General features: G+C 58.9%; 14 protein-coding genes. 12 read left to right on the top strand and 2 right to left on the bottom strand.

The annotated features are described in order from the left end of the window. The first annotated feature begins 546 nt into the window (after positions 1 to 546). The 10 genes from KL786_RS15790 to KL786_RS15745 all read left to right on the top strand — a co-directional run bounded on the left by KL786_RS15790 (position 547) and on the right by KL786_RS15745 (position 9,333). The gene (locus tag KL786_RS15790) at positions 547 to 1,659 is read left to right on the top strand and encodes an amidase (RefSeq protein WP_215518227.1); all 1,113 of its coding nucleotides are present in this window, start codon (positions 547 to 549) and stop codon (positions 1,657 to 1,659) included. A 28-nt stretch (positions 1,660 to 1,687) separates the two neighbouring features. Next, the gene (locus KL786_RS15785) at positions 1,688 to 2,860 is read left to right on the top strand and encodes an acyl-CoA dehydrogenase family protein (protein WP_005787257.1); all 1,173 of its coding nucleotides are present in this window, start codon (positions 1,688 to 1,690) and stop codon (positions 2,858 to 2,860) included. A gap of 31 nt (positions 2,861 to 2,891) precedes the next feature. Further along, positions 2,892 to 3,251 carry a hypothetical protein gene (locus tag KL786_RS15780; protein ID WP_005787259.1) on the top strand — a complete coding sequence of 120 codons (360 nt, stop codon included), beginning with the start codon at positions 2,892 to 2,894 and terminating at the stop codon, positions 3,249 to 3,251. Positions 3,252 to 3,260: 9 nt separating this feature from the next. Next, complete coding sequence (locus KL786_RS15775; RefSeq protein ID WP_215518226.1) at positions 3,261 to 3,785, top strand: nuclear transport factor 2 family protein; 525 nt, start codon at positions 3,261 to 3,263, stop codon at positions 3,783 to 3,785. Between the two features lie 47 nt (positions 3,786 to 3,832). Next, entirely contained in the window at positions 3,833 to 5,119 is a 1,287-nt protein-coding gene (locus tag KL786_RS15770) for an aromatic ring-hydroxylating oxygenase subunit alpha (protein WP_161904326.1), read from the top strand. A 2-nt stretch (positions 5,120 to 5,121) separates the two neighbouring features. Further along, on the top strand, positions 5,122 to 5,598 hold the full coding sequence (locus KL786_RS15765) for an aromatic-ring-hydroxylating dioxygenase subunit beta (protein WP_032863795.1): 477 nt from the start codon (positions 5,122 to 5,124) through the stop codon (positions 5,596 to 5,598). Positions 5,599 to 5,608: 10 nt separating this feature from the next. After that, the gene (locus KL786_RS15760; RefSeq protein ID WP_215518225.1) at positions 5,609 to 6,349 is read left to right on the top strand and encodes an SDR family NAD(P)-dependent oxidoreductase; all 741 of its coding nucleotides are present in this window, start codon (positions 5,609 to 5,611) and stop codon (positions 6,347 to 6,349) included. Between the two features lie 60 nt (positions 6,350 to 6,409). After that, positions 6,410 to 7,372, top strand: coding sequence for a PDR/VanB family oxidoreductase (locus KL786_RS15755; protein ID WP_215518224.1), 963 nt, complete (start codon positions 6,410 to 6,412; stop codon positions 7,370 to 7,372). A gap of 19 nt (positions 7,373 to 7,391) precedes the next feature. Next, positions 7,392 to 7,892, top strand: coding sequence for a flavin reductase (locus tag KL786_RS15750; protein ID WP_005787271.1), 501 nt, complete (start codon positions 7,392 to 7,394; stop codon positions 7,890 to 7,892). A 163-nt stretch (positions 7,893 to 8,055) separates the two neighbouring features. After that, positions 8,056 to 9,333, top strand: a complete 1,278-nt coding sequence (locus tag KL786_RS15745; RefSeq protein ID WP_215518223.1) for an OprD family porin — start codon at positions 8,056 to 8,058, stop codon at positions 9,331 to 9,333. 89 nt (positions 9,334 to 9,422) lie between these two features. On the opposite strand, the gene KL786_RS15740 is transcribed toward KL786_RS15745, so the two are convergent. Then, a complete protein-coding gene (locus KL786_RS15740; protein WP_215518222.1) occupies positions 9,423 to 11,048 on the bottom strand; it encodes a hypothetical protein in 1,626 nt (541 codons plus the stop codon). A gap of 344 nt (positions 11,049 to 11,392) precedes the next feature. After that, complete coding sequence (locus KL786_RS15735; RefSeq protein WP_252193749.1) at positions 11,393 to 12,466, bottom strand: L-dopachrome tautomerase-related protein; 1,074 nt, start codon at positions 12,464 to 12,466, stop codon at positions 11,393 to 11,395. 301 nt (positions 12,467 to 12,767) lie between these two features. Between KL786_RS15735 and KL786_RS15730 the strand changes: the two genes are divergently transcribed. Then, positions 12,768 to 13,466 (top strand): response regulator transcription factor, encoded by a 699-nt coding sequence (locus KL786_RS15730; protein WP_215518220.1) that lies wholly within the window; start codon positions 12,768 to 12,770, stop codon positions 13,464 to 13,466. Further along, positions 13,466 to 14,809, top strand: coding sequence for a HAMP domain-containing sensor histidine kinase (locus KL786_RS15725; protein ID WP_215518219.1), 1,344 nt, complete (start codon positions 13,466 to 13,468; stop codon positions 14,807 to 14,809). The genes KL786_RS15730 and KL786_RS15725 overlap by 1 nt, the downstream gene beginning before the upstream one ends. Positions 14,810 to 14,865 lie beyond the last annotated feature (56 nt).

The raw sequence follows: 14,865 nt of genomic DNA, 5'->3' as shown, positions 1-14,865 counted from the left end.
GCCAGAAAAATTCGGGACAGCGGTGTGAAGCAGGGTTTATCCCGGGCAGTGGACGTTGTGTTTGTCGTTCCGTGGCGAGACAAACCAGCGTTATGCGAAGGCGCTAGCTCGCGGTTTTATCGCTGTTTTTTATGGTTTTTTAATCGAAAAAATATGCAAAAAATCAGAATTATTTCGATGGTTTTTGTTGCAAGAAAACAATCGGTAACTTTTCGTTTCTGCGTATTTTTTAAGATTTTTTGTGCTTCAGGTAAACAGAAGTAAAGCGTTGTCGATGTTGTTGTTTTCTTTTATCTATTTGAAATGCAAGTACTTATTATAATTTTTCGTTTGGATTTTGCGTTTTCAAGAGTGTTACCGAAATGCACGGCTCCGGTGCGTCTCGTGGGAAATGTGCACCGAAAATACCCATATTTTAAAATAGATAATTCAATTGACATTTCACGTAAATATTATGATTTTAGATTTAAGCGTTGGGCAGGGGTTGATCTGTCCAGTCCACTGGCAGGCGACGCACAGGCGTCACAACATTGAGCGGGAGGTGGCATGACTATCGTCGTCGAGCATATGGCGTTGGGGGGGAGTGGTCTGTCGGTGATGGTCAAGGACACGATCGACATCGCAGGCTTTGCAACCCGTGCTGGCAGCCAGGCTTTGGAGAACGCAGCAGCGGCGCAGGAACATGCCCAAGTGGTCGAGGCCCTGCTCGCGGGCAACTGTCGGATTCTCGGCAAGACCAGCCTGCATGAGTTGGCCTTTGGCACCACCGGGATCAACCACTGGAGCGGCACCGCCGACAACCCGCTGTACCCCGGGTTGATTCCTGGCGGCTCCTCCAGTGGTTCGGCGGCGGCGGTTGCGGCAGGGCTGGTGGACTTCGCCCTGGGCACCGATACGGGTGGCTCGGTGCGTGTGCCGGCCGCCTGTTGTGGCGTGTTTGGCCTCAAGCCGACCTTTGGCCGGATCAGCCGTGCGGGGGTGATGCCCGGCGTCTCCAGCCTCGATTGTGTCGGCCCCTTTGCCGCCAGCATGGAACTGTTGATCGCGGCCATGCAGGTCATTGACCCTGGGTTTATTGCCCAGTCCTGCCCACCCAATCTCAGCATCGGCGTGGTGCCCGTCACGGCGCACCCGCAGATCCTGCAAACCCTCGACGCGGCATTGGCCCGCAGCGGTTTTGCCCTGCACCCAACGCCGCTGCCTGGCATGGAGGCGGCCTACAACGCGGGCCTGGCCGTGATCAATCGTGAGACCTGGAACGCCTGTGGCCACCTGCTGCCCAGCGGCCTGCTGGGCGCGGACATCGCAGCACGCCTGCAAGCCGCGGCCTTGACCAGCGACGAAGCACTGCAGCAGGCCGAACAGGTGCGCGAAGCGTTCACCCATGAGGTGGACGCGGCCCTGGCGCAGCACCCGATCCTGGCCTTGCCCACCCTGCCCGATTACCCCCTGCAAGTGGCACAGGCGGCAGACACCCGCGCCGCCATCGGCATGACCCGCCTGGTGCGCCCCTTCAACCTCACCGGCCACCCGGCCCTGAGCCTGCCGCTGCAAGGTCCGAGTGGCCTGCCAATGGGCCTGCAACTGATCGTCGGCAAAGGCCAGGACGCGTTGTTGTGCGCCGTGGCCCTGATGATTTCGCAACGCCTAGAACAATAACCAGCCTGATTCTTTTTGGAGGTATTCCATGACTGCACTCCGTGCACAAAGTCCGAGGTCCGACCTGTCGATCATCGACGGTGAAGACTTCCAGCAACTGTTGGATGACATCCGTCGGCGCGCGCGTAGCGGTGAGTTCGACCAGCAAAAACACATCAGTCAGGACATCATCGAGCGCTTCCGCACCCTGGGTGTGTATCGGGCCCTGGTACCCAAGCGTTTTGGCGGGGACGAGTGTTCGCCGGCGCAGTTCTGCCAGATGGTCGAAGACATTGCCCATGCCGACGGCTCCGCCGGCTGGGTCGCGAGTTTTGGCATGAGCCTGGTGTACCTCTCGGCCTTGCCCCTGGCGAGTATCGAGCAGGTTTACGCCAACGGCCCGGATGTGGTGTTCGCCGGAGGGATCTTCCCGCCGCAACCGGCCGCGTTTGTCGACGGTGGCCTGGAGGTCAACGGGCGCTGGAAGTTCTCCAGCGGCTGCATGGGCGCCTCGTTGATCGGGGTCGGTATCGCCCCGAAAAATGGCGACATGCTCGGCCTACCACGCATGGCCGTAATGCCCAGGGACAAGGTGCGCATCGAGCAGACCTGGGACGTGACGGGGCTGATCGGTACCGGCAGCCACGACCTGGTGGTCGAGGGCGTGGTGGTACCGGAGGAGTGGACGTTTGTGCGTGGCGGGCCGTCGAGCCTGACCGAGCCGTTGTTTCGCTACCCGTCGCTGTCGTTCGCCACCCAGGTGTTGTCGGTGGTCGGGCTGGGCGTGGCGCGTGCTGCACTGGATGAACTCAGTGGCATGGCCAATGGGCGCATTTCGGTGACTGGCGCGCCGTCCTTGTCCGATCGCCCCCTGGCCCAGGTGGAAGTGGCCAAGGCCGAGGCGGCCTTGCTTTCGGCGCGGGCCTGGTTCTACCAGGCCATCGATGATGCCTGGAGCAGCATCCTCGCCGGCGACCCGGTGTCGGTGGAACAAACCAACCTGCTGCGCCTGTCGTCGACCCATGCCACCCGCGTGGCCGCTGATGTGGCGCGTACCGCGCAGATGCTCTCGGGGATGAGCGGGGTGTACCGCAGCAGCCCGCTGTCGCGCTTCGTCAACGACGCCCAGGTCATCACCCAGCACGCCTTTATGGGCGACATGACTTACCAAAGCGCCGGTGCGATTTTCTTCGGCAACAAGCCGTTGCCCGGCTACCTGTGACGTTCAATTCTCAAGAAAAAAGGTGACTGCAATGAGCGATACCAAAGCCTTGCGCGTGCTGTTTTGCATGGGCATCAACCAGAATTTCTTCGACGCCCCGCGGGACGAGCAACTGCAAGTCTGGGCGGCGTTCAGCCAGATGTGGAATGGCATCCATGACCTGCCGGGCGTCAAGGTGTTCGGCAACATGGATGACGACCAGAGCATGGTCGGCCCGTCCACCGGCTACCCCTGGACCACCTACCTGCTGGCGGACGTGCCGGATATCGCCAGCGTGCATGCGGCTTGCAACCTGTTTCGCAGCACCCCGGTGGGGGACGGCACCTACAAGCTGTGGAAGTACTGCAAGGTCGAGGCCCGCACCGGCCGCGAACTGATTATCCAGCGCTGAGGCCCGGCCATGAACGACTCACTCCAAGCCCTGGAACAACGCCTGGACGCCCTGGAAAGTGCCAGCGCCATCCGTGCCTGCATGAACCGTTACATGCAGCTGTGCGACGACCTGGGCGCCCACTCGCCCCTGGACGAACTGGCCGGCCTGTTCACCCCCAACGCGATCTGGGAAGGCAAGGGCAGCAAGTACCAGGAGGCCTTTGGTGGCTATCACGGGCGTGCGGCCATTCGCGGGATGTTTGCCACCTACATGGTCGTGCCCGCGCACTTTGCCCTCAACGTGCACTTCCTGACCAGCGAACAGATTGAGGTCCGGGGCCTGCAGGCCAGCGGTGCCTGGGTGATGTTGCAGACCTCGACCTTTGCCAGTGGCGCGTCCCATTTGAACAGTGCACGCCTGAGCGTGACCTTCGAGTGTGAGGACGGCCAGTGGCGGATCGCCCATTTCCAGACCGAGAACCTGTTCAGCCGCCCCGTGAGCCTGTGGAACCACAGCGCCCGGTTGCCGGTGCCCCATAAGCCGGGTGAGTGAAACCCGCATTCAAGTGAGTCGGCCCGGCGGGTCGACGAGGAGACATCGTGAATAACCTGATTCAAGCCGTGAACCTTGAAAGTTGCCCGTCCGAACGCGTCCTGCCGGACCGGGTGCACACGTCGCTGTACACCGATGCGCAAGTCTTCGACCAGGAGCTGGAGAAGATTTTCTACAAGACCTGGATCTGGGTCGGCCACGTCAGTGAAATTCCCGACGCGGGCAGCTACAAGACCACCTTCGTCGGCAAGCAGCCGGTGATTGTGGTGCGTGACCGCAAGCAGGCGATCCATGTGCTGCTCAACCGTTGCCGCCACCGCGCCGCGACGGTGTGCGAGCACAAGAAGGGCAAGACCAACAGCTTCGTCTGCCCCTACCACGGCTGGAGCTACGCCCTCGACGGTTCGCTGCGTGGCGTGCCCCATCCGGAGAGTTACGCCGACATGCTGGACAAGGGCGAGCACCCCTTGGTGAGCCTGCGGGTCGAGCAATACGCGGGGATGATTTTCGCCACCTTCAACGACGCCATCGAGCCGTTGGAAGACTTTCTCGGCGCGGCGAAAAAATGGATGGACCTGTTTATGAAACAGGGCGGTGGCTATCCGATCAAGGTCGCCGGTGAACACCGCTTCCGCTTCCCCGGCAACTGGAAAATCCAGCTGGAAAACACCACTGACGCCTACCACTTCCCGTTGGTGCACAAGTCGTTCCTGTCGTCGGTGGATAAGCAGACCGAAGAAATGCTCAATTTTGTCGGCGGCAGCGGTTATGTCGAGGACCTGGGCAACGGCCATAGCGTGATGGTGATGATCCCCGACCTGATCGACCTGGAAGCCAACCTTGAGTTGCCGATCCCGGCGCGTTTCGAAGAACTGGCCGGGCAACTGCGCGAAGAAGGGCATGACGAGCAAGCAGTGCGGCGCATCGTCCGCGCCGTGGGCGGCTCGGGGTTCAACCTCAATCTGTTCCCCAACATCGCGTGCTCGATGGCGTTCTTCCGGGTGCTGCAACCGATTGCCGTGGACGAGACCGAGATCCACCACGCAGTGATCACTATGGACGGCGGCCCGGCGGTCGCCAACCGCTACCGCTTGCGCCTGCATGAGCACTTCCAGGGGCCGATGGGCTTTGGCACGCCAGACGACTCCGAGGCGTGGGAGCGGGTGCAGAAGGGCGCCAGCGCCGGCACCGACCTGTGGGTCATGCTCAATCGCGGCCTGGCGGGCGAGCAGGCCAGCGCCGATGGCCTGGTCAGTGATGTCAGCGCCGAAACCGGCATGCGCGCCGGCTATCAGCAGTGGAAAAAAATGATGTCGGCCCAGGAGACCCAGTAATGATCAACCTACAACTGCTCAACCAGGCCAGCGCCTTTATCTGGCAAGAAGCGGACATGCTCGATCACGGTGAGTTTGAATCATGGCTGGCGCTCTGGACCCAGGATGCGACCTACATCATCCCCATCGACCCGCTGGAAACCGACTTTGAGAACACCCTCAACTATGCCTATGACGACCATCACATGCGCCAGTTGCGGGTCACACGCCTGACCAGCGGCGAGTCGATTTCCACCACGCCACGGGCGCGCACCGTGCGCACGCTGTCACGGTTTCGCCTGCTCGCCGATGACGGCAAAACCGTCACCGTGCGCTGCGCACAGAACCTGCGCGAATGCCGCAAGGACGTGCTCAAGCACTACACCGCCGATATCACGTTCGAGCTGCTGCGTGACGGCGACAGTTTCAAGATCCAGCGCAAGCTGATCCACCTGATCAACTCCACCGACACCCTCGCCGGTATCGGTTACATCCTGTGAGGGCGCCGGCATGACATACATAGCCTTAGTGACGGGCGCTGCCCAGGGCCTGGGGTACGCCATCGCCGCCCAGTTGTACGCGGCGGGGTATGCGGTGGTGCTCAGCGACCTTTCCCTGGCGGCGGCAAACGCCAGTGCCCGGCGCCTGGACCCGAGCGGCGAGCGCGTGTTGGCGCTACGTCTAGACGTGGGCTGCAAGGCCGATTTCGAGCAGGCACTGGCGGCGACCCTCGAGCGTTTCGGTGCCCTGCATGTGTTGGTCAACAATGCGGCCATGACCCTGGCAACGCCGTTGATGCAGATCAGCCCAGAGGAGTTCGAGCGGGTCACCAACATCAACCAGCGCGGCACCTTTATTGGTTGTCAGGTATTGGGGGCTTACCTGGCTGACCAGGGCTATGGGCGAATCATCAACATGGCGTCCCTGGCCGGGCAGAACGGCGGGACTGCTACCGGCGCGCATTACGCGGCGTCCAAGGGCGCGATCATCACCCTGACCAAGATCTTCGCCAAGGAACTGGCGGCACGCGGGGTGACGGTCAATGCCATCGCCCCGGGGCCGATCGACTCGCCGGCAGTGCATGCCGTGGTCGCGCCCGAGCGCATGGAGCAACTGCTCGAAGCGATCCCGGTCAAGCGCCTGGGCAGTGCCGATTACATCGGTCGCCTGGTGGTGCAACTGGCGGAACAGGATGCCTATTTCGTCACAGGAGCGACTTGGGACGTCAACGGCGGGCTATTCATGCGCTGATGCGACAACGGGCCGACCGTGATCGGCCTTGGCCAATAATAACCAGCGGAACGAGCCGATATGAGCGTGCAAACATTATTGAAAGTGGTGGTGCAAAAACGCCAGGAACAGGGCCAGGGGGTGGTGGTCCTCGACCTGGCCGACCCTGATGGCCAGGCGTTGCCGGCCTTCGAGGCCGGGGCCCATGTGGACATTCACCTGCAAGCGGGCCTGGTCCGCCAGTACTCGCTGTGTGGCGACCCGGCCAATTCCCGGGTCTATCGCCTGGGTGTGTTGAAAGATCCGGGCTCGCGCGGCGGCTCCCTGGCGGTACACGAGCAACTGCTCGAAGGCCAGGTGGTACAGATCAGCGCGCCGCGCAACCTGTTTCCCCTGGCGGCCGATGCGCAACGCTCGATCCTGATCGGCGGTGGTATCGGCATCACGCCCATGGTGGCCATGGCGTATGCCTTGCAGGCCCTGGAGCGGGAATTCCAGCTGCACTATTGCGCGCGGTCACGCAGCCTCTGCGGCTTTATTGACGAGCTGCAGCACGCGTCATTCGCGTCGCGGGTACACACCCATTTCGATGACGAAGACCAGGGGCAACGGCTTGATCTGCAAGCGGTGCTCGGGGTGCCGGGCGCTGGGGTTCATGTCTACGTCTGCGGGCCGGCCGGCTTCATGGATTGGGTCATCAGTGAGGCGGCCAAGGCCGGTCATGCCCAGGACCATATCCATCGTGAGTACTTCCAGGTCGAGGTCGATAGCAGCGGCCAGGGCTTTGAAGTGGTCGCCGCGCGCAGCGGCAAGCAGGTGCAGGTGCAAGAAGGCCAAAGCATCCTCGATGCCCTGGCCAGTGTCGGTATCAAGATTGAAATCTCCTGCGAGCAGGGGGTGTGCGGGACGTGTCTGTGCGATGTGCTGGAAGGTGAGCCCGACCATCGGGATGTCTACCTCACCGACGACGAAAAGGCCGCCAATGACCAGATCCTGGTGTGTTGCTCGCGGGCCAAATCGAAAAAACTGGTGCTGGACATCTGAATTGGCGGAGGGCAAGACCATGGTAGATACAACAGGTTTTCGCAATGCAATGGCATTGCTCGGCGGCGCCGTCTCGGTGATCGCCACCGATGGCGCAGCCGGGCGCTTCGGCTTTACGGCCTCGGCGGTATGCAGCGTGACGGATCAGCCGCCGACCCTGCTGGTGTGCATGAACCGGGCGTCGACGTCCAATATCAACTTCAAGAGCAACGGTGTGTTGAGTGTCAACGTACTGACCGCCGATCACCAGGCGATTTCCGGGGTGTTTGCCAACCGTGACATGAACACCGAGCAGCGTTTTGCCTGTGCCCAGTGGGTGACCCTGGAAAGTGGCGCGCCGATTTTGCAGGAGTCACTGGTGAGTTTCGATTGTCGCATCGCCCAGGCCCATGAGGTGGGCTCCCATACGATTTTCTACTGTGAGGTGCTGGGTATCTGCAATGGCGAAAGCCAGGAAGGCCTGGTGTATTTCAACCGTGCCTATCATCGCCTGGGGGACGCATCGAAGGCCGCTTCTTGATCGTTGCCAACTAACTTGTCCGGTTCTCTAAAACAACAATAAGCGTGCCCCGCACGCATGCGTCTTTTTGCAGCAAGTGGTTATAAAAACAAGACTGCGGATTAACTGCCCATTAGTGATCTGCCCCACTCAAATGTTTTGCGCGCATATAAAGGAACCACCGATGCCTCTTGAAAATAGAATGGCCCGCGACTGCGTGTTCGTCGGCCTGCTGGGCTGCCTGACGCCGCTATTTGCCCACGCCGACTTTATCAACGACCGTCAAATCAGTCTGGGCCTGCGTAACTTCTACCTGGACCGGGACTTTCACCAGACGGATGCACCCAAGTCCCGGGTCGGCAGTTGGACCCAGGGTTTCGACTTCAAGGCCGCCTCAGGCTACACCGAAGGCCCTGTGCAGTTCGCCCTTGATCTCTACGGGCAGTATGCGTACCGCCTGGACGGCGGTGGCGGGCGTGGGCCGGACTCGGTGATCCCGTACGACGACAGCCGTGGCGAACCGGTGCAGGACTACGGCCGGGGGGCGTTCGCGGCGAAAGTCCGCTATTCGAAAACCGAATTGAAGTTGGGCGAGCACCGCCCGACCTTGCCGGTGGCGTATTACGACGATACTCGGCAACTGGTGACCACATTTAATGGGGTCAGTATCGAGTCCAAGGACATTGATAAGTGGACATTGACCGCCGGGCGTTTCAACCAGATCAGTTCACGGGAATCATCCGGCCGCGAAAAAATGTACCTGTTTAATGGCCCGGATATAAAACGCCGCAGCGACGGCCTGAACTTTGCCGGTGCCACTTATGCATTGACCCCGCAGTTATCGGCGACGTATTTCTATGGCCAGTTGGAAGATATCTACCAGCAGCAATACTTCGGCTTGAGCCATGACCTCGACCTGGGCGGCGGCTATGCCTTGAAAAGCGACCTGCGTTATTTCGATAACCGCGAAGATGGCAAGGCGTTGTACGGAAACATCGACAACCGCTCCTATGGCCTGATGACCGCCTTGAAAAAGGGCGGCCATACCTTTGGCGTCGCCTACCAGCGCATGCTCGGTGACAGTGGTTTCCCCACCATCAACGGCTACGCACCCCAGCCGTACCTGGTGAACTGGTCCGTGGTGTCTTACGTCAAGCCCAATGAAAGCTCCTGGTCAGTGAGTTATGACTACAACTTCGCAGCGATGGGCGTCCCGGGGTTGAAGTTCAAGACCCGCTACTTCCGCGGGACAGGCATCGACCGTGGCAATAACGCCCTGGACCAGAACGTGGAAAGCGAACGCTGGCTGGCCCTTGGCTATGTGGTGCAGGCCGGGACCTTCAAGAACCTGGGGTTGGAGTGGCGCCGTTACGACGTCAAGACCCGTTATGGCAACGGCAGCGCGGCGGGGCCGGATTATACGGAGACACGCTTGATTACGACGTACGTGTTCAAGTTTTGAGGAGGTCTAAGATCTTGTGATGGGCATGCTGAGTTGGCGCTAAGCCAAAAGAAACCCCCGGGCCGCGATGCCCGGGGTTTTTCGTGGATTTATATCTGTTCTATCACGATAAACTTAAATGGGAAACCTACTTTTCTTGCTGTAAGTATATCGCCATCTACAAATACATTTATTGTTTCGTTGCTGGTTGTGATGTTGATGATTTTTCGTGTTGTCTTATCTGGGAATTGAACAGTGCTTCCGATCTTGAATGTCGCTAAATTTTCTGGAGTATTGTGCAGATAAAATCCTGCCCACTTTTTTGCGATGCCTTTTGTCCAATTAGAGTCGGTAACGTAAAATGAGATGTCTTCCGCTACGCATTCAATTTTGTCGGTTGCTGCGGATACCTTATCTTTAGGGATCGTCGCGAACCAGCCGGCAGGGTATAAGGAAACAGAGACATTACCCTCGGTATCTGCTGGCTGTAGTGCGGCCGAGCAGAGCTGGTCTTGAAAGTTTACAGTTCCGCTAAATTGCATCCTTGTTGTTTCACCTTCAATCAGCCAGGCGATATTGGCGATATAAAGTGTTGTAAAAGAGGCCAGTGTTGCTGCACCTATAATGCGAACTGCCCTGCTTGCACGCAGAGCTGAGCCAGCAAGCACCAAGAGCGAAAAAACAACAATGATGTTCAGTCCCATAAAGTAACGGTCGGGGAATGTGCCGGCGTACCCACCTAGAACCTCTGTCAGACTTTTACGCATATATACTGTAAAGAATGCGTATATGAAATAAGCTATTGTGCACATCGATATAAGCGTTTTGACGTCTCTCGATTTTTCCTTTGCCAGTAATACCCCTAGCAAGGTCATGAGCGCCAGGGAGAGGATTACAACAACGGTGTCGGAGAGCTGGTTGTAAAAAGGAAAGACCAATGGATAAATGAAAGCTCTCGCGAGGCTTACTTCGATTAGGCTTTCGAGCCTAAAGCTACCAATCACCCCTTTGGATGGGGAGGCAGCTATCCTGAAAAAAATCAGTGCGCCAATGACGAGGCAGCCAAATATGACCGCCCCATATTTTTTAATCCAATTCTTGTAGTCACGATCAAATAAAGTGAAAGTTGATAGCACGAAAGTCAGCACTAAGCAGACTGGGTTTGTTGCGGCGCATAAGAGCAGTATGGTGTCGATGAGTGGTGTGGCAGTGTTTTTTTTGTTTTTTACGAAAACTAGCAGGGTGGTAATGAATACAAAGTAGTAGCCGATGTTGGATATCTTTCCGAATATCTCACCCGAAGAGTCACCCAAAGGAATCATAAGAGTGGCGAGGAAAACAATCCATCGAATTGCTTCTGGAAGTAAATCCTTCGTTATGTAATAGCAAAGGACACTCACTGACGAGTAAAAAAAATACGACCAAAAGGAAAGTGCCTGAGGGTAACAAACTAGCTTGTCGCCACAAAATATATCAGATGCCAGGGTCGCTAAATAAACGAACAGTAGATTCCCCCACACGAAGTAATCTGCTTTGGCGTTAACTATGGTGTACCACCAGCCTTTGCTCATGGCATAACCCAACCATACTCCGTCCTCGGTGTAGGTAAAGTAATTGGTCAGTGGTTCGAGGTTTCTGAGCGTCAGAACCGCTCCCGCGAGAATGAGCATGGCAATCACGCCAAGGGCCGATCCCGCCCGGCTGTTGCTGAAGGAATCTCTGTAGCGGACGTGCATTCGTGGCTCCATGTTGGAAGAATTTCCTTATGTTCATTTGAACAGGGTGTCAAAATGACATCGCGCGAGATTCTACTAGCGAACACTGACGTGTGTCAGGGCTGATACGTTGATTTGGGCAGTTATTTGCTCAGCAGGGTGCCGAAAGCAGGAACTTTCTTGGTGAAAGCCTGTCGCGGTTATGAGAGAGGAGGGGGCGCAGGTGTCGGCAGCCAAATTGCAGGCAAAGAAAAGCCCGCGATGGGGAGTGCGGGCTTAAAGGTTTTCACTAGGAGCTGGGGCCACCCTAGGCGCCCGACTGTGAAAGGGATGTGAAAGGGCCAAGCAATCTGCATGGGTGCTGATCAGCGATGTGTCGATAAGCGATAAACCCCCACTGGCCACCGCACCAGGGATTTGCCTTTGTTGAACAGCGCAACACGGTCCATTTGTGGGGTAGGCAGCCACAGCACTCCGTCCTTGTCCAGGAACGGCGCGTCAACCCAATGCAATCGCTCGTCCACGATCAGGGTTTCGATCTGCCCGTCAGTGCGGCGAACGCGAATGGCATCATGGGCCAGGTCGGAAAAGTACAGGTTGCCCTGTGCGTCCATGACCGAGCCACCGGTTGCGGGGATGTCGGCAAAGAATTCAACCCGCGCGGCCAGTTGTTGCGGGCTCAGTGCCAGGTTGGCAAGGTCTTGGATACGCACCTTGGACCAGGGACCTTGCAGCGGGCCGTAATACAGCCAGATGCCATCAATGCTGACTTCCAGCGGGTCGGCGTTGACGCGCAGGGGGGTACCATCGGGAGCCTTGACCACCTGGTTGCTGAGGATCAAGTCCCGGTCAGGCCGGGCGACCACCGATGCATGTTGGTTCAATACACGCCGGGCAGCGCCGGTCTTCAGGTCCACCACAATAATGCCGGCATTTCCCGCATCGGTGAGCAAAGCCATGCCGGCGCTGAAGCGAACGTCATCCACATAACTGCCGGCTGTGGCGATGTCCGCCCCGAAGAAGTAGGTCCGAACCACCTTGTTTGTAGGCAGATCGATACACACCAGCTTTGCGCCCTGGCTGACGGGGTTGCCGCCGAACTCGGGCGAGCCGGTATCCACCACCCACAGTTTGTCGCCTTCCAAGCGCAGGGCATTGATGTTCACAAAGGCATTGGTTGCATCCAATCCTGGCGCCCAGTTGTTCCAGGCGCTGTTTGGATAGGCGCTGTGCTGGCCATTCTGGTCAACAGCCGTCAGTTGCGGGCCCTGGGTGCCGGTCCAGCGTGGCCCCGAGAGAAACGTGCGGCCGCTGTAATGCGCCACGGCATTCCAGATCTGCCCGGAGCTTTGGACTGCGACGTCCAGCTCGGGCTGTTTGACGGTGCTGCACCCGACAAGCAGTGCCAGCATCGTAGCGCCCAGCAGCAAGCGGGTCATGGCCGTGCGCCCCCGGCGCGGGCACAGGTTTCCCATAACTCTGTGAGGCGTTGATGGAGGGTGTGCATGAACTGGCTGACGGTGGTTTTCGACATGGTGATTCTCCTGCATCCGGTATATGACCTAACGAGGAGATAGCTTGATTGTTAGTGTTTACCTGAAAAAGCCCAAGTTCAACGCATTCAGTTTCTTTAAAATATTGATAATCCGCACTTGAGCATCACAACACGCGACGTTCGTTGCGCAATGTTTCTCCGAGTGAGAAACTGGTCTAATTGTGAACAGTTATCATCCACTGCCTATGTCATCTTCTTCCGCACGCATCCTGGTCATCGAGGATGACGTTGAACTGTGCGCCCATCTTTGTACCCATTTGAGCCGACGCGGTTTCGCCTTGAGCAGCGCGCATCGCGGTGATGAAGGCTTGAGCATGGCGCTGGACCCAGCGGTCGAGCTGATCCTGCTGGATATCATGCTGCCCAACGAAAACGGCCTGAATGTGCTGGCGCGCTTGCGCAGCGAGCGGGGCACACCGGTGATTCTGATGTCGGCACTGGGCGCCGAGCAGGACCGCATCACCGGTTTCAGCCAGGGCGCGGATGACTATTTGCCCAAGCCCTTCAGCCTCGCCGAGCTGGATGTGCGTATCGACGCGTTGCTGCGGCGTGTGGCGCTTGATCGCGGTACACCTGTCTCTAGGCCGCTATGGCTGGACCTGGATGTAAATGCCCGTGATGTTCTATTCAACGGCTGCCCGGCAGGCCTGACCGCTTCGGAGTTCCGCTTGCTGTCCACCCTGCATGAGCACGTCGGCGAACCCTTGTCCAAGGCGTTCCTGTACCAGCATGTGTTGCATCGCGCCTATACGCGGCTGGATCGTGGCCTGGATGTGCATGTGTGCAATGTGCGCCGCAAGCTGGCGGCGATCAATTTGCAGGGCGTGCGCATCGAGGCGGTGCGTCATCAGGGGTATGTGCTGCTGTGTGAAGGCTTGGGCTGATGCAGCGTCGGCATCCACTGTTATGGAAAATGGCACTGTTGCAAGTGTGTTTCTGCTTGCTGCTGGTCTGGTTGGCCTGGGGCTGGGGCTTGCAGGTCGAACGCAGCACTTACTTTCTTGCAGGGCCTGACCGCGCGGCCCTGACCGCCTATGCCGCGCAGGTCGAAGAGGTGGTCGCAACCGGTGACGCCAAAGCCGTGGAGCAATGGCGCCAGACCCTGCAGCAACGCGAGCAGACCTGGGTCGGGGTGCTCGATCCGTTCCTGCAAAGCCTTGGCACACAACCGCTGACGGCGGCTGAGGTCAGCCACCTGACCTTTATGCGCAAGCCCAGTTGGCCCATGAGCAAGCGCCTGGAGGATGAGCTGCCCTATGTCAGCATCGCCTTCCCCCAACACCCGGAGCGTGGCCGCTTGGTCATGCAATTGCCCGAGCGCTTGCTGCCACCGGGGCTGACGCCGTGGACGCATCTGTTTACCCACGGTGTGGTGCCGGTGGTTTTGGCCTTGGGCCTGGGCCTGTTGCTGTATCGCCACCTGGTGGTGCCTTTGAACGAATTGCGCGAGCGCGCGAACGCCCTGAGTGGCGGTGACCTGGCGCCGCTGGCCAGCAGTGCCGTGACCCGTCGCGGCGACGAGTTGGGCGAGTTGGCGCGTGCCTACGAACACATGGCCGAGCGCCTGCGGCAAAGCCTGCAACAGCAACGCCAATTGTTGCGCACCTTGTCCCATGAAATCCGCACGCCCCTGGCCCGCTTGAAAATCGCCAGCGAAAGCGGCCTGGCGCGCCAGCAGTTGGAACAGCGGCTGGCGCGCGAGGTCGAGGAGATGCGGCGCCTGGTGGATGACTCCCTCAACCTGGCCTGGCTGGATACTGAACGGCCGCAGTTGCAGGCCGAAGATGTGCGAGTGGCCTCGGTGTGGGAGGCGCTGGTGCAGGACGCGCATTTCGAGACGGACTGGCCATTGCAGGCGCTGGTGTGCGAGGTCGGTGAGGAGTGCGAAGTCAGGGTTCACCTCAACAGTTTCGCCCAGGCCCTGGAGAACATCCTGCGCAATGCAATCCGCCATTCCCCCCCAGGCGGTGTCATCCGCTTGAGCGGGGCACGTGAAGGCGAGACGTGGTTGCTGACCGTCGAGGATCAGGGCGCCGGCGTTGCCGAGGCCGACCTGGAGCGGATTTTTGAACCCTACCTGCGCCTGGACGGTACGCCCGGTAACGGGTTTGGCCTGGGCTTGAGCATTGCCCGACGCGCCATCCAACTGCAGGGCGGCCAGTTATGGGCCAGCCAGGGCGGGCAAGGTCTGTGCATGCACCTGCGGGTGGCTGGGGCAAATGTTTAGAAAGTTAATGTTCTTTACTCGCAATTGCATCTGATTATCATCTGCGATCTTTGCTG

Origin of the sequence: Pseudomonas sp. TAE6080 (genome assembly GCF_018732265.1) — a bacterium.
GTDB classification, from domain to species: Bacteria; Pseudomonadota; Gammaproteobacteria; order Pseudomonadales; family Pseudomonadaceae; genus Aquipseudomonas; species Aquipseudomonas brenneri.
Note: the sequence above shows the minus strand (reverse complement) of the source record. Positions and strands in the feature narration are given on the sequence as shown.

Bases quoted from the DNA above. Each gene is read 5' to 3' on its own strand.
- KL786_RS15755 (WP_215518224.1), top strand. From the start codon at position 6,410: ATGAGCGTGCAAACATTATTGAAAGTGGTGGTGCAAAAACGCCAGGAA.
- KL786_RS15745 (WP_215518223.1), top strand. From the start codon at position 8,056: ATGCCTCTTGAAAATAGAATGGCCCGCGACTGCGTGTTCGTCGGCCTG.
- KL786_RS15735 (WP_252193749.1), bottom strand. From the start codon at position 12,466: ATGACCCGCTTGCTGCTGGGCGCTACGATGCTGGCACTGCTTGTCGGG.
- KL786_RS15785 (WP_005787257.1), top strand. From the start codon at position 1,688: ATGACTGCACTCCGTGCACAAAGTCCGAGGTCCGACCTGTCGATCATC.
- KL786_RS15725 (WP_215518219.1), top strand. From the start codon at position 13,466: ATGCAGCGTCGGCATCCACTGTTATGGAAAATGGCACTGTTGCAAGTG.
- KL786_RS15780 (WP_005787259.1), top strand. From the start codon at position 2,892: ATGAGCGATACCAAAGCCTTGCGCGTGCTGTTTTGCATGGGCATCAAC.
- KL786_RS15730 (WP_215518220.1), top strand. From the start codon at position 12,768: ATGTCATCTTCTTCCGCACGCATCCTGGTCATCGAGGATGACGTTGAA.
- KL786_RS15760 (WP_215518225.1), top strand. From the start codon at position 5,609: ATGACATACATAGCCTTAGTGACGGGCGCTGCCCAGGGCCTGGGGTAC.
- KL786_RS15740 (WP_215518222.1), bottom strand. From the start codon at position 11,048: ATGCACGTCCGCTACAGAGATTCCTTCAGCAACAGCCGGGCGGGATCG.
- KL786_RS15775 (WP_215518226.1), top strand. From the start codon at position 3,261: ATGAACGACTCACTCCAAGCCCTGGAACAACGCCTGGACGCCCTGGAA.
- KL786_RS15750 (WP_005787271.1), top strand. From the start codon at position 7,392: ATGGTAGATACAACAGGTTTTCGCAATGCAATGGCATTGCTCGGCGGC.
- KL786_RS15790 (WP_215518227.1), top strand. From the start codon at position 547: ATGACTATCGTCGTCGAGCATATGGCGTTGGGGGGGAGTGGTCTGTCG.